Origin of the sequence: Pseudomonas sp. URIL14HWK12:I6 (assembly GCF_000514195.1) — a bacterium.
GTDB classification, from domain to species: Bacteria; Pseudomonadota; Gammaproteobacteria; order Pseudomonadales; family Pseudomonadaceae; genus Aquipseudomonas; species Aquipseudomonas putida_A.
On the sequence record NZ_KI911359.1, the window covers coordinates 234,969 to 249,833 of the forward strand.

General features: G+C 59.9%; 11 protein-coding genes. 6 read left to right on the plus strand and 5 right to left on the minus strand.

Going from position 1 to position 14,865, the window contains the following annotated elements:
* Positions 1-66: 66 nt before the first annotated feature.
* A complete protein-coding gene (locus tag H043_RS30195) occupies positions 67-360 on the plus strand; it encodes a DUF2442 domain-containing protein (protein WP_256214506.1) in 294 nt (97 codons plus the stop codon).
* On the opposite strand, the gene H043_RS0127785 is transcribed toward H043_RS30195, so the two are convergent.
* Positions 320-1,396 (minus strand): DUF748 domain-containing protein, encoded by a 1,077-nt coding sequence (locus H043_RS0127785; protein ID WP_027614534.1) that lies wholly within the window; start codon positions 1,394-1,396, stop codon positions 320-322. The two genes, H043_RS30195 and H043_RS0127785, sit on opposite strands and share 41 nt — an antisense overlap.
* Before the next feature lie 127 nt (positions 1,397-1,523).
* On the opposite strand from H043_RS0127785, the gene cysK reads away from it, so the two are divergent.
* Both cysK and H043_RS0127795 read left to right on the plus strand, forming a co-directional pair.
* Entirely contained in the window at positions 1,524-2,498 is a 975-nt protein-coding gene (gene cysK / locus H043_RS0127790) for a cysteine synthase A (RefSeq protein WP_027614535.1), read from the plus strand.
* A 184-nt stretch (positions 2,499-2,682) separates the two neighbouring features.
* Positions 2,683-3,621 (plus strand): aspartyl/asparaginyl beta-hydroxylase domain-containing protein, encoded by a 939-nt coding sequence (locus H043_RS0127795; protein ID WP_027614536.1) that lies wholly within the window; start codon positions 2,683-2,685, stop codon positions 3,619-3,621.
* Positions 3,622-3,679: 58 nt separating this feature from the next.
* On the opposite strand, the gene H043_RS30550 is transcribed toward H043_RS0127795, so the two are convergent.
* Both H043_RS30550 and H043_RS0127800 read right to left on the minus strand, forming a co-directional pair.
* On the minus strand, positions 3,680-3,838 hold the full coding sequence (locus H043_RS30550) for a hypothetical protein (RefSeq protein WP_177325678.1): 159 nt from the start codon (positions 3,836-3,838) through the stop codon (positions 3,680-3,682).
* Between the two features lie 35 nt (positions 3,839-3,873).
* Positions 3,874-4,401, minus strand: coding sequence for an N-acetyltransferase (locus H043_RS0127800; RefSeq protein ID WP_027614537.1), 528 nt, complete (start codon positions 4,399-4,401; stop codon positions 3,874-3,876).
* A 451-nt stretch (positions 4,402-4,852) separates the two neighbouring features.
* Here H043_RS0127800 and H043_RS0127805 point away from each other — a divergent pair, with 451 nt between their 5' ends.
* Positions 4,853-5,716, plus strand: coding sequence for a DMT family transporter (locus H043_RS0127805; RefSeq protein ID WP_027614538.1), 864 nt, complete (start codon positions 4,853-4,855; stop codon positions 5,714-5,716).
* Between the two features lie 136 nt (positions 5,717-5,852).
* Here H043_RS0127805 and H043_RS0127810 read toward each other — a convergent pair whose 3' ends face one another.
* Both H043_RS0127810 and H043_RS0127815 read right to left on the minus strand, forming a co-directional pair.
* Positions 5,853-6,746 carry a DMT family transporter gene (locus H043_RS0127810; protein ID WP_027614539.1) on the minus strand — a complete coding sequence of 298 codons (894 nt, stop codon included), beginning with the start codon at positions 6,744-6,746 and terminating at the stop codon, positions 5,853-5,855.
* A gap of 85 nt (positions 6,747-6,831) precedes the next feature.
* Entirely contained in the window at positions 6,832-8,457 is a 1,626-nt protein-coding gene (locus tag H043_RS0127815) for a methyl-accepting chemotaxis protein (protein WP_027614540.1), read from the minus strand.
* Positions 8,458-8,866: 409 nt separating this feature from the next.
* On the opposite strand from H043_RS0127815, the gene aceK reads away from it, so the two are divergent.
* Positions 8,867-10,588: a bifunctional isocitrate dehydrogenase kinase/phosphatase gene (gene aceK, locus H043_RS0127820; protein WP_027614541.1), complete on the plus strand. Its 1,722-nt coding sequence runs from the start codon at positions 8,867-8,869 to the stop codon at positions 10,586-10,588.
* A 253-nt stretch (positions 10,589-10,841) separates the two neighbouring features.
* Positions 10,842-14,753, plus strand: coding sequence for an ATP-dependent RNA helicase HrpA (hrpA, locus tag H043_RS0127825; protein WP_027614542.1), 3,912 nt, complete (start codon positions 10,842-10,844; stop codon positions 14,751-14,753).
* The last annotated feature ends 112 nt before the right edge of the window (positions 14,754-14,865 follow it).

The following is a 14,865-nucleotide window of genomic DNA, read 5'->3' on the forward strand; positions in this document are numbered from 1 at the left end:
AGCTTGCTCCCGCCGGGCTGCGTAGCAGCACCATCATCTGATGGAGGACTTGCACTGATGTTACGGATGAAACGCCCCCGCTTGTCGGCGGCTCGTGTCTGGTCTGGTTTTTGTCTGGAACTGACCTTTATCGATGATCAGCGATGGGTGGTCGATTTGAGTCAGGATCTTCAAGACGCTCCAGGGCTCCAGCCGTTGCTGGACCCTGAGATATTCGCCACTGTGATCCTGGGCGATCATGGCTGGTGTGTGGAATGGCCGGAACCGGATATTCAGATCGGCGCTGATACACTCTATTTGGAAATGCTGGCGCAGCGCTCTAGCCCGCATCCGGCTTCGGCCGCTCATACCGCGCATTGAAAGCCTGAATGAAGCCATTACGCAAAATCTGCAAAAACGCTTCGAACGCACTGATGTTTTGCTGATGCACGTTGCCACTGAGTTCGACCTTGGTGGCGAACTGATTCTTGGCCTGGTTCTTCAGCACGGTTTCCGTGCCGCCGACGATGGCCTCCCAGACTGAGCGGAAGATGCTCTTGTCCTTGTTCTCCACGTCCTGCTGCCAGTTGAACACTTCGACGTCGCGCAGCAGCGGTTTGATGTAGCCAGTGACCTGGGCTTTTTTCGCCTGGGCTTCGATGACCACGTCGCCGTGGCCGGCGTTGAAGTCGAACTTGCCGTAGGCCGAGGCGAAGTCGTTCATGCGCTTGAGTTCGATGTCGCGGGCGCGCAGGCGGAACTGGAAGTCCTCAAAATTGCTCAGCGGATCGAAAGTGGCCGTGGTTTCCAGTGGTGCGTGGCCGAGCAGCTTGGCTTTGCCTTCGAAGCGGGCGTCTCGCTTGCCCTGTTTGTCGACCACGTTGGTCAGGTTGTAGATGCTCGCCTCGACGTTACTGGCGTTCATGTTGACCGGCGGTTTGGAGTTGAAATTGCGGAAAGTGATCTTGCCGTCGTGGATCTGCACCTCGTCGAGAGTGATCGGCAGCAACTTGCCCAGTTGCGCCCGCCAGTCGGTGCCTTTACCAGTCTGCGAGTTCTGCTTGTTGGGGCCGCCATCGACGAAGTTGACCTCGGGATTGAAGAATTGCACCTGCGCCACCACGGCATGGTCGTACCACAGCGAATGCCAGCTGACCGCCAGATCGATCACGGGCGCGTTGACGAACGGCACCGGCACCTTGCCGTCGACCTTGACGATCTTCAGGCCGTTGATCCGGTAGGCGCCGCGCCACAGGGCCAGATCGACGTCGGTGATCTGGCCGCGGTAATCACCCATGTCGGCCAGTTTGCCGTTCAGGTAATCCCGCACCACATAGGGCAGGGCGATGTGCAGGGCGATCAGCAGCACAACCACGACGGCAAAAATCCCTATTGGCCAGCTATAACGACGCTTCATGACAACAATTCCCGAACGATGTAAGCGATTGACTGTGGCGCGGCGCAGACGTTCGACCCGACTGGACTGCGCCCGGCAACAGGCATACCTTGAAAGGCTGAATTCAACGCTGCATAAGGACCCAGCCATGAGCCGTATTTTCGCTGACAACGCCCATTCCATCGGCAACACGCCGCTGGTGCAGATCAACCGCATCGCGCCGCGCGGCGTGACCATTCTGGCCAAGATCGAGGGGCGCAACCCCGGTTATTCGGTCAAGTGCCGGATCGGCGCGAACATGATCTGGGACGCCGAAAGCAGCGGCAAACTCAAGCCGGGCATGACCATCGTCGAACCGACGTCGGGCAATACCGGCATCGGTCTGGCCTTCGTTGCCGCCGCCCGTGGTTACAAATTGATGCTGACCATGCCGGCATCAATGAGCATCGAGCGGCGCAAGGTGCTCAAGGCCCTCGGCGCAGAACTGGTCCTGACCGAACCGGCCAAAGGCATCAAAGGCGCAATCGAGAAGGCTGCCGAAATTGTTGCCAGTGATACCGGCAAATACTTCATGCCGTCGCAATTCGATAACCCGGCCAACCCGGCGATCCACGAAAAAACCACCGGCCCGGAAATCTGGAACGACACCGATGGCGCCGTCGATGTGCTGGTGGCTGGCGTCGGGACCGGCGGAACCATCACCGGCGTTTCGCGGTATATCAAGAATACCCAGGGCAAACCGATTCTGTCGGTGGCAGTGGAGCCGGTGTCTTCGCCGGTCATCAGCCAGGCGCTGGCGGGTGAAGAGATCAAGCCGAGCCCACACAAGATTCAGGGGATTGGCGCGGGTTTCGTGCCGAAGAACCTCGATCTGTCGATGGTCGACCGGGTGGAGCAGGTCACTGACGACGAGTCCAAGGCCATGGCGCTGCGCCTGATGCAGGAAGAAGGGATTTTGTGCGGTATCTCTTGCGGCGCGGCCATGGCCGTGGCAGTGCGTTTAGCCGAGAAGCCTGAAATGCAGGGCAAGACCATCGTGGTGATTTTGCCGGACTCCGGTGAGCGCTATCTGTCGAGCATGCTGTTCAGCGATCTGTTCACCGAGCAGGAGAATCAGCAGTAGTCGAATTGACTCAGATCAGCCAGGGTTCAGGATCGTTATGCTAATAAATGCTTTGTTGCGCAATTCTTAACACTGAATCTTGGGTTCAGCGGGTTTTTCCCGAGGCCGGTAGTGTTTATCATGGCCGGCTGCCATGTCGGGTAATGGGCATTGCGCAGCGTTGTCTTTATTCAAGGAGTCGTTGATGACCTTTTCGTTAGCCGCCAAGGTATTGGTGCTGCTGCTGTTTGTGGGCAGCATCCTCTATGTGCATTTGCGCGGCAAGGCGCGTTTGCCGGTTCTGCGCCAGTTCGTCAACCACTCGGCGCTGTTCGCCCCGTACAACGCGCTGATGTACCTGTTCTCCGGCGTTCCGTCCAAGCCATATCTGGATCGCAGCAAGTTTCCGGAGCTGGATGTGTTGCGCGATAACTGGGAAACCATTCGCGACGAGGCCATGCACCTGTTCGACGAGGGCTACATCCGCGCCGCCGAAAAGAACAATGACGCCGGTTTCGGCTCGTTCTTCAAGAAGGGCTGGAAACGTTTCTACCTCAAGTGGTACGACAAACCGCTGCCGTCGGCCGAAACTCTGTGCCCGAAGACCGTGGCGCTGGTCAGTGCGATCCCTAACGTCAAAGGCGCGATGTTCGCGCTGTTGCCAGGTGGCAGCCATCTGAACCCGCACCGTGACCCGTTTGCCGGCTCGCTGCGTTATCACCTGGGCCTGTCGACACCGAACTCCGACGATTGCCGGATCTTCGTTGATGGTCAGGTCTACGCCTGGCGCGACGGTGAAGACGTGATGTTCGATGAGACCTACGTGCACTGGGTCAAGAACGAGACCGAACAAACCCGCGTCATCCTGTTCTGCGATGTCGAACGCCCGCTGAGCAACCGCCTGATGACCCGCATCAACCGCGCCATCAGCGCTTGGCTGGGCCGCGCCACCGCGCCGCAGAACCTTGATGATGAACGTGTCGGCGGCATCAACCAGGCCTACGCCTGGAGCAAGAACTTCAGCGACCGGTTCAGCGGCGTGGTCAAACAGTGGAAACGCCGCAATCCCAAGGCCTACCGCATCCTGCGTCCGGTATTGGCGGTGGTGGTGCTGACTCTGCTGGGGTATTGGCTGTTTGGTTGAGGCCGGATGTTGAAATGAAAAAACCGCTCCTTGTGAGCGGTTTTTTATTGTCTGTGAGTCAGCGGCGCCCGGCGAGAACGTTGGGTTCGTCTTCAATGCCTGTAATCAGTAACTGCAGAAAGCGCTGCTGATTGGCTGATAGCCTGGATGACACAATCTTTTCTTCTGTTTTGATTGATCTTTTCTTAGCGGGGGATTTCTTGACTGATTTGCGCATGCTCCCTCCCTCATTGATCATTACTTGAACTGTTTTCACGATACTTTACTCTCCACTGCGAGGACAAGACGACCTTCCAAATCAAATTTGAAGCCGAGCTTTGTATAAACAGGAATTGCTCCCTGCATTGGCTCCTGGACTTCAATGAACTTGCTGCCGACTATTTGGGCGAACTCATCGATGACCATCATTGCCAAGGTCCCGATACGATTTTTCAGCGGGTGAGAATCTCCGGGTCGCCCTTCCAATCGTACGATTCGAATACGTTGGCGGCTTTTGTTCGGATTGACGAAGCACAGTCCGCAGAGCTGTTCTTCGAACCAGATCGCGATATCCAGGGACAGGGGTTCTCGTGATTTCCATGCGGCAACCTCTCGCCAGCAAAAAAGTGGATTCTCCCAGAGCTCGAACGCGCTCAGTGCTATGGCGTCGATGGGTTCGAAGCGTACTTTCGACAAGTCTTGTCGCGCTGGTAGCTGCAATAGAGCTTTGGCGATGCTTGCCTGTTTCCTGGCCTGCGATTTGTACAACTGATACCGCAAATTCGTCCGTTCCCTTGGCATGTGATCCCGAGCATTCCCTGTCTCCCCATCAATGGGCCTATCCGTTGCTCATCAGCCTATGCGCCTGCCATCGAGCTGTCCCTGCTGGCCCTTTGTCCAAATCATTGCAATCCATGTCCCACGCTGGTTATAGTCGGCGCTCGTGAATCATCTGATTCACTCTCCAAACCCTTCAAAAAAGATCAGCCCCAATGCCTGCATTCCTCATCAACGCGGTAGTCGATTCAGCGGTCAACGCTGGCGTCGTGCCGTGCGGGAATCAGCAGCCTGGGCAGATCAGTCATTACCCTCCACCTGTCAGTAGCACGCCGGTGTGCGCCGTCGTATCACCGCCGGGCGTTGGCGTTTCGGGCTGATCGGCATTCTTTGCTGACCCCTGCGCCCGCCAGAAAAACCTACTGAATTTCAGCCTCGGCTGAGTTGGCTGTTTGCCTGACTACAGGTGGTATTCATGTTTGTCCTTTCGAAAAAATCCGCGCTCGCGGCGACGTCCACGAGCCTGTTCGTTCTACTGTGGAGCAGCGGGGCGATCTTCTCCAAATGGGGGCTGGCCCACGCTTCGCCCTTTGCCTTTCTGCTGATTCGCTTTGTGATTGCACTGTGTGGGTTGCTGCTGTTGGCGCCGCTGCTCAAGTTGAAGTTGCCCAAGGGCGGCAGGCCGATGCTGTTTGCGATTGCAACGGGCGTGGTGTTGTTGGGGGCGTATCAGATTTTCTATCTGCTGGCCCTCAACACCAGAGTCACGCCGGGGGTGATGGCGACCATCATGGGCGTACAGCCGATCCTCACCGTGGTGTTGATGGAGCGCCAGCGCTCGGCGAGCCGGATGTTCGGTCTGGCGCTGGGGCTGGCCGGGCTGATCATGGTGGTTTATCAGGGGATCGGTCTGGCGGGGATGTCCTGGGCAGGGATGCTGTTCGGTCTGTTGGCGCTGGCGAGCATGACGATTGGCTCGATCATGCAGAAGCGCATCACCGACAATCCTCTCGGCACTTTGCCGGTGCAGTATCTGGCTGGACTGTTGTTGTGCGGGATATTTGTGCCATTTCAGCCGTTCCACTTTGAACAGAGCACGGGTTTCATCGTGCCGGTGTTGTGGATGGGACTGGTGGTGTCGGTACTGGCGACACTGTTGCTCTATCGCCTGATCGCCCGGGGCAATCTGGTGAATGTCACCAGTCTGTTCTATCTGGTGCCGGCGGTGACGGCGGTGATGGACTACGTGATTTTCGGCAATCGTCTGGCGGCGTTGAGTGTGCTGGGGATGCTGTTGATCATCGTCGGGCTGGCGTTTGTGTTCCGTAAAACTGCTTGAAAACCTTCAGGCCGACCCGGGCATTTTCAGTGTCTGGGCCGGCCTCTTCGCGAGCAAGCCCGCTCCCACAATTGGAATGCATTCCTCCTGTGGGAGCGGGCTTGCTCGCGAAGACTGACTTATCAGCGCCGCAACATCAGCGGGCTGTTGCTACAGCCGGCTTCAACACCAGCCACAACGCCAGCGCAATCAACACCCCGCCATACAGGTGCGCCATCGACAGCGGTTCATCCAGCAACAATGCGCCCCACAACACGCCGAACGCCGGAATCATGAAGGTCACGGTCATCGATTTGACCGGGCCGATGGAGCTGAGCAGGCGGAAATAGATGATGTAGGCGAACGCCGTGCAGCCCAGACCCAGGCCCAGCAGCGACAGCCAGACATTCCACCCACCCCAGCTTGCCGGAGGGGCGGTGATCACGCTGTAGCCGAACAGTGGCAACAGAAACAGCGAGGCGCCGAGCATGCTGCCCACGGCCGAGAGACGACTGTCGAGCCCGCCGCTGTGATCCAGCCAGCGCCGCGTGAGGAACCCGGCGAAGCCGTAGCAAGTGGTAGCGAGCAGGCAGGCGAGGGCGCCCATCAGCAATTGCAGATCGAACGCGACCGGACCTGCGCGCGTCAGCACACCGACACCGAACAAGCCGAGAAACACCCCGGTCAGTTTCGCGACAGTGAGTTTTTCGCTGAAAAACAGCCCGCCAATCAACACGCCCATCAACGGCGTGGTGGCGTTGAAGATCGCCGAGTAACCGGCCGGCAACACTTGCGCCGCCACCGAATACAACGTCGCCGGAATCCCCGAGTTGATAACGCCCAGCAACATCACCGTTTTCAGTTTGCCCTTGAAATCCCAGCTGATGCGCATCAGCCCGAGAATCACCAGCAGACCGACGGCAGCAATCGACACCCGAAAGAACGCGGTCGGAATGGTGCCGATCACCGGCGCAATAATACGCATGAACAGGAAGCTCGCGCCCCAGATGGCTGCCAGCGACAGCATGCGGAAAATATCGACAGCGCTCACGATGGCACTCCTTCCTTGATCGGGACGAGAGTGTTGCCGAGCGCCCTGTCGATGGCAACCGTCAATCGGGCATTTAATTTTTCATTCAGAGCACGAAGCGCGTCACCAAGCCGTTGAGGTCGATCGCCAGGCGCGACAGTTCCTGACTGGCAGCGGAGGTCTGGGTAGCGCCGGCGGCGGTCTGGGTCGAGAGATCGCGGATGGTCACCAGATTCTGATCAACCTCGCGCGCGACCAGCGCTTGCTGCTCGGCCGCGCTGGCGATCACCAGGTTGCGCTGGTTGATCTGCGAGATCGACGCGGTGATTTTCTCCAGTGCCTGACCGGCACTGTTCGCCCGGCGCAACGTGTGGCTGGCCTGCTCGGCACTGCTTTGCAAGGCGCCGACGGTGGCGCCGGTGCCTTGCTGGATGCTGCTGATCATCAGCTCGATTTCTTCGGTGGAGTTCTGCGTGCGTTGCGCCAGCGAACGCACTTCATCGGCGACCACCGCAAAACCGCGTCCGGCCTCACCCGCGCGCGCCGCTTCGATGGCGGCGTTGAGCGCCAGCAGGTTGGTTTGCCCGGCGATGCCGCGAATCACCTCGAGCACCTTGCTGATGTCCTGAGCCTGAGTGGCGAGGCCTTCGGCCTGTTCCGACGCACCGAGCACCGCGCTGACCAGTTCCTGAATCGAGTTGATGGTCTCGCTGACCTGCACATGCCCGTGTTTGCTGTCCTCGTTCGAGGCTTCGGAGGCCTCGGCGCTGGACACCGCGTTGGCCGCAACTTCATCCACCGCCGTGCTCATCTCGGTGACGGCGGTGGCGGCCTGTTCGATCTGATCGTTCTGCTGTTGCAGGCCACGGGTGCTTTGCTCCATCACCGAGCTCATTTCTTCGGCGGCGGAGGCCAGTTGCTGCGCCGATTCGCTGATGCCACGGATGGTCGAGCGCAGGTTGTTCTGCATCTCGGCGAGGGCGCTGAGCAACTGCGCCGCCTCATCGCTACCGTGATCGGCAATCTGGCCGCTGAGGTCGCCGGCGGCAATTTTTTGCGCGACGGACAGGGCCTGATTGATCGGTGCGGTGATGCTGCGGGTCAGCAGCCAGGCCAGCAGCAGGGTAGCGATCAGGGCGACAACGATGATCGACGCGACAATCCACAGCGCCTGCTGATAAACCCCGGCAGCAGCTTCGGCGGCGCTGTCGGCGCCTTGCTGGTTGAAGCTGATCATCTGCTCCAGCGCTTTGTCGAGGATCCGGCCCTGTGGCGCCAGTTCATTGTTCAGACGGGCATAGGCCTGTTCACTTTGCCCGGCGTCGATCTGAGCGATGATCTGGTCCAGGATGCTCATGTACTTGGCGACGTCGCTATTCAAACCGTCGAGCATCGCCCGTTCCGCATCGCTGGCCAGCAGAGCGGTGCGGTCCTTCAGGCGCTTCGACAATTCTTCGCGCTGCACCTTGATGATGCCTTTGCTTGTGTCGCGTACCGCCGGCTGGGTGCTGGTGATCAGGCGCAGGGATTCGAGGCGGATGTTGGCGATGTTCGCCGCCGCATCGTGAATGCTCTCGATGCTGGGCATCCACGATTCCTCGATCACCGTTGCGCTCTCACGCAGATTTTTCATCTGGCCCAGGCCGAACAGGCCGACCACCACCAGCAGGGCGGCCAATACGGCAAAACTCAAACTGGCGCGCAAACCGATGCGCAGATTGCGGATAGACATCAATGTGCTCCTTGATCTATGAGGAAGAGGTCGTCCTCGTGGGCCGAGGATCTTGTTGTGAGGCGGGTACTGGCGGGCTGTATATCAAAGTGCCACTATTTTCGTAAGACCAATCTGTGAGCAGTTCTTCTCTTTCATCGACAGGCGGGAACGCAGCGGTAAAACCGCGAGCCAGAGCGGTGGGGCAGGGATTGGATCCGAATCCAAGGGAATTCGCGGGCTGGCGAGGGGCGGCAGACGAGACTGAGAGGGCGGTTAATTGACCGAACGGTCGACTCAAAAAACTTTGATAAAAACTGTGTCGCTGTACAACCCTGCCGCGCTTTTGGCAGAAATTGCACTTCTCCTGCGCACGCATCCGTGGCTAAGCTCAGGCACAGATTTCCACTTGCACGCCGAGGTCTCCTCTATGCCGCAGCAATGGCCAGCCACCGACATCGCCCGCCTGATCCTCGATGGCTTTGACGATTACCGCGAGCACTTCCGGCGGATCACCGACGGTGCGCGCGAGCGCTTCGAGCAGGCGCGCTGGCAGGAGACGCAGACCGCGTCGGCGGCGCGGATCAATCTCTACGAAGAAAAGGTCGGCGAAACCATCGCCCGCCTGCGCGAGCATTTCGATGACGAGACGCTGATGAATGTCGGCAGTTGGCCGCTGGTGAAGAGCGCTTACATCAGTGTCATTGACCTGCGTTTCGACGATGAATTGTCCGAGACCTGGTACAACTCGATCTTCTGCGGGCTGTTCAGTCACGACCTGATCAGCGACGGCTGCATGTTCATCCACACCACCCGGCCGAGCCTGCGCCGCGCCCGGGCTGCGCAAACCCGCACCTACAAACCGCAAGGGCAGTTGTCGTCGATGCTCGCCAGCATCTTTGCCGACTATCGCTTCAGCGAGGACTACGCCGATTTGCCGGGCGACCTGCAGCGCCTCGAGTCGCAACTGCGCGAGAACCTGCCGGACTGGGTGTGCAAAGACCCGGAGCTGAGCGTCGAGCTGTTTTCCTCGGTGCTGTACCGCAACAAGGGCGCCTATCTGGTCGGGCGCATCTATACCCGCGACGAGCAGTGGCCGCTGGTGATTCCATTGCTGCACCGCGAAGGCCGCGGGATTCAGATCGACGCGCTGATCACCGACGAAGCCGACGTGTCGATCATTTTCTCTTTCACCCGTTCGTATTTCATGGTCGATGTGCCGGTGCCGGCGGAGTTCATCGGTTTCCTGCGGCGCATTCTGCCGGGCAAGCACATCGCCGAGCTGTACACCTCGATCGGTTTCTACAAGCACGGCAAATCCGAGTTCTACCGGGCGCTGATCAATCACCTGGCCAACACCGACGACCAGTTCATCATGGCCCCCGGCGTGCGCGGCATGGTCATGAGCGTGTTTACCCTGCCGGGCTTCAACACCGTGTTCAAGATCATCAAGGACCGTTTCTCACCGTCGAAAAACGTCGACCGGGCGACGGTGATCGAAAAGTACCGACTGGTGAAAAGTGTCGACCGGGTCGGGCGCATGGCCGATACCCAGGAGTTCGCCGACTTCCGTTTTCCGCTGAGCAAGTTCGATCCGGCGTGCCTGGAAGAACTGCTCGAGGTCGCGCCGTCGACGGTCTCGGTCGAAGGCGACACGGTGCTGATCCGCCACTGCTGGACCGAGCGCCGCATGACCCCGCTCAACCTCTATCTGGAAAACGCCAACGAAGCCCAGGTGCGCGAGGCACTGGAGGATTACGGCCTGGCGATCAAGCAACTGGCAGCGGCCAACATCTTTCCCGGCGACATGCTGTTGAAGAACTTCGGCGTCACTCGTCACGGTCGGGTGGTGTTCTACGACTACGACGAGATCTGTTTCCTCACCGAAGCCAACTTCCGCCACATCCCCGCGCCGCGTACCCCTGAGGACGAAATGGCTTCCGAACCGTGGTACTCGATCGGGCCGCTGGATGTGTTCCCGGAAGAGTTTCCGCCTTTCCTGTTCGCCGATGCCGGGCAGCGCAAACTGTTCGATCAACTGCATGGCGAGTTGTATAACGCCGATTACTGGAAGGGTTTGCAGGAGGCGATTCGCGCCGGCAAAGTCATCGATGTCTTCCCATACCGCCGCAAAGGCCTCGATAACGAATAACTCCCAGTTAACACATTGTGGTGAGGGGATTTATCTTGTGGCGAGGGGATTTATCCCCGATGGGGTGCGAAGCACCCCCAAAAGCCATTCAATTCAGACGCTTCAGTACAACGTTGATATCCAGCCGACGACTGCTGCGCAGCCGATCGGGGATAAATCCCCTCGCCACAAGAGCACCTCGCAGTCGTGTTCAGTGATGCAAATCTGCGACAATCGGCCCCCTGCATAAACAGACGACCGAATTGCGTACCCGATGACCGACGAATCGCCCTCCATCGACAAACTGCTGAAAAACCTCGATCACGCCATGCTCGCCGACCGTCACCGGCTGCGGCGGCAGTTACTCGAGCTGCGCAAGAAACCCGACGAGGCCAAACTGGCCCAGTGGGTGGCGCGCATGCAGGCGTCCTGTGATCAGGTGCTGGCGCGCCGTGCCAGCCTGCCAGTGATTCGTTACGACGACAGCCTGCCGATCGCCGCCAAGCGCGACGAAATCAAGGCAGCGCTGGAGAAGCATCAAGTGCTGATCATCGCTGGCGAAACCGGCTCGGGTAAAACCACCCAGTTGCCGAAAATCTGTCTGGAAATCGGTCGCGGCCAGCATGGCTTGATCGGCCACACCCAGCCACGCCGAATCGCTGCGCGCAGCGTCGCCAACCGGGTCGCCGAAGAACTCGGTACGCCGCTCGGTTCGCTGGTCGGCTATCAGGTGCGCTTCGAAGATCAGAGCGATGCCAACACCCTGATCAAGCTGATGACCGACGGTATTTTGCTGGCGGAAACCCAGAATGATCGTTATCTGGAACGCTACGACACGATCATCGTCGACGAAGCCCACGAGCGCAGTCTCAACATCGACTTCCTGCTCGGTTACCTGAAAACCCTGCTGCCGCGTCGCCCGGATCTGAAGGTCATCATCACTTCGGCGACCATCGATCTGGAGCGCTTCTCCAAGCATTTCGACGATGCGCCGATCGTCGAGGTGTCCGGTCGCACCTTCCCGGTAGACACCTGGTATCGCCCGCTGACCCTGGAGCAGGATGAAGAGGGCAACCGTGTCGAAGACGACCTGACCGTGGATCAGGCGATCCTCGCCACCCTCGACGAAATCGCCGCCTATGAGCGCAGCGAACGCCGCAGTCCCGGCGATGTGCTGGTGTTCCTGCCCGGCGAACGCGAGATTCGCGACGCCGCCGACATGCTGCGCAAGGCTCAGCTCAAACACACCGAAATCCTGCCGCTGTACGCGCGCCTGTCGCCGGCCGAACAGCAGCGGATTTTCCAGTCGCATCCGGGGCGCCGCGTAGTGCTGGCGACCAACGTCGCCGAGACCTCGCTGACCGTGCCGGGCATCCGTTACGTGATCGACAGCGGCACCGCGCGCATCAGTCGCTACAGCTATCGCGCCAAAGTTCAGCGCCTGCCGATCGAAGCGATTTCCCAGGCCAGCGCCAATCAGCGTAAAGGTCGTTGCGGCCGGGTTGAACCGGGGATCTGCGTGCGTCTGTACAGCGAGGAAGATTTCCTCGGCCGCCCGGAGTTCACCGATCCGGAAATTCTGCGCACCAACCTCGCCGCCGTGATCTTGCAGATGCTGCACCTGCGCCTCGGTGAGATCACCGCGTTCCCGTTCATCGAGCCGCCGGACGGCAAGGCGATCAGCGACGGTTTCAACCTGCTGCAAGAACTCTCGGCGGTGGACCGCAACAGTCAGCTGACTCCGCTCGGGCGCCAGTTGGCACGTCTGCCGGTGGACCCGCGCATGGGCCGCATGCTGCTCGAAGCGGCAAAACTCGGCAGCCTGCAGGAAGTGCTGATCGTCGCCAGCGCCATGTCGATTCAAGACCCGCGCGAGCGTCCGCCGGAGCGTCAGCAAGCAGCCGATCAGGCCCACGCACAATGGAAAGACACCGACTCCGACTTCGCCGGGTTGGTCAATCTGTGGCGCGGTTTTGAAGAGCAACGCCAGGCGCTGACCGCCAGTCCGCTGCGCAACTGGTGCCGGAAGAATTTCCTCAATTACCTGCGTCTGCGCGAGTGGCGTGATTCCCATCGCCAACTGAGTCTGATCTGCCGCGACATGCAGCTCAGCCTCAATAAAGAGCCGGCGGATTATCCGAAACTGCACAAAGCAGTATTGGTCGGCCTACTCAGCCAGATCGGTCAGAAAACCGAGGACGGCGATTACCTCGGTGCCCGTCAGCGGCGCTTCTGGATTCATCCGTCGTCGGGCATCGGCAAGAAACGTCCGCAGTGGCTGATGACCGCCGAACTGGTGGAAACCACCAAGCTTTACGCGCGGATGGTCGCCAAGATCGATGCCGACTGGATTGAGCCGCTGGCCGGGCACCTGATCAAGAAAAACCATTTCGAACCGCACTGGGAGAAGAAGCGCGGCCAGGTCGTGGCTTACGAGCAGATCACCCTGTTCGGGCTGATCGTGGTCGGTCGCCGCCCGGTGCATTACGGCCCGGTGGATCCGGTGGTCTCGCGTGAGCTGTTTATCCGTGAAGGTCTGGTGCGTGGCGAGATTCAGTCGAAAGCCAAGTGCCTGACCGCCAACAAGCAGTTGCTCGAACAGCTCGACGAGCTGGAAGCCAAGGCTCGGCGCCGCGACATTCTCGCTGACGAAGAAACCCTGTACGCGTTCTACGATGCGCGCTTGCCGGCGGAGATTCATCAGACCGCGACGTTCGACAGCTGGTATCGGGTCAACAGCCAGAAAGACCCGCAATTGCTGATCATGCGCGAAGAAGACGTGCTGGCCCGCGAGGCCAGTGAGGTCACCGCGCGCGACTACCCGGACACGCTGCACATCGGTGATCTGGAACTGGCGCTCAGTTATCACTTCGAACCCAATCACCCGCGCGACGGCGTGACCCTGCGCGTGCCGGCACCGCTGCTGCCGATGCTGCCGCCGGAACGTCTGGAATGGCTGGTGCCGGGGCTGATCGAGGCCAAGTGCATTGCGCTGGTGCGCAATCTGCCGAAAGCCTTGCGCAAGAACTTCGTGCCGGTGCCGGATTTCATCAAGGCGGCGTTGCAGCGCATGACCTTCGCTGAAGGCTCATTGCCGCAAGCGCTCGGTCGCGAGTTGCTGCGCATGACCGGTGCGCGCGTCAGCGATGAAGCATGGGCGGAAGCCGCGCAGCAGGTCGAAAGCCATCTGCGGATGAACCTGGAAATCGTCGACGGCCAGGGCAAGTTCCTCGGCGAGGGCCGCGACCTGGCCGAGCTGACCGCGCGTTTTGCCGAAGCCAGCCAGGCGGCTTTGGCCGTGCCGCAGAGTGCGAAAAGTCAGCAACCGGTGGAGGCCAAGGTCTTCGCCCCGGTGGCGGAAAAGACTCAGCAGAAGATCGCCGGACTGTCGATGACGGTCTATCCGGCGCTGGTGGAAGAGGGCGGCACGGTCAAGGAAGGGCGGTTCTCGACCCCGGCCGAAGCCGAGTTCCAGCATCGCCGCGCCTTGCAGCGGCTGCTGCTGCAGCAACTGGCGGAGCCGGCGAAGTTCCTGCGCAGCAAACTGCCGGGTATCACCGAGTTGGGCCTGCTCTATCGCGAGCTGGGCCGAGTGGATGCGCTGGTCGAAGACATTCTGCTGGCCAGTCTCGACAGCTGCATTCTGGAAGGCGAAGACCCGTTGCCCCGTGACGGCGCCGGGCTCGCCGCATTGGCGGAACGCAAACGCGGCAGCTGGACCGAACACGCCGAGCGCGTCGCGCGGCTGACGCTTGAAATTCTCAAGCTGTGGCACGGCCTGCAAAAACGCTTCAAGGGCAAGATCGATCTGGCGCAGGCTGTGGCGCTGAATGACATCAAGCAGCAAATCAGCAATCTGGTGTATCCGGGTTTCGTCCGGGAAACACCGATGCAATGGCTCAAAGAGTTGCCGCGTTATCTGAAGGCGGTCGAGCAGCGTTTCGAGAAACTCGGTGCGCAAGTGCAGAAGGATCGCGTCTGGAGCGGTGAACTGGCCGGCCTCTGGGCGCAATACCAGACACGCGCGGCGAAACATGCCCAGGAAGGCAAACGCGATCCGCAGCTTGAACTGTACCGTTGGTGGCTGGAGGAATACCGCGTGTCGCTGTTCGCCCAGCAGTTGGGAACGAAAGTGCCGATCTCGGACAAGCGGCTGAGCAAGCAGTGGAGTCAGGTCGAGGCCTGATCTTGAGCCGTACGCGATCCCGTGTGGGAGCGAGCCTGCTCGCGAAAGCGGTATATCAGACACCATCCTCGTGACTGACACACTGCCTTCGCGAGCAGGCTCGCTCCCACAT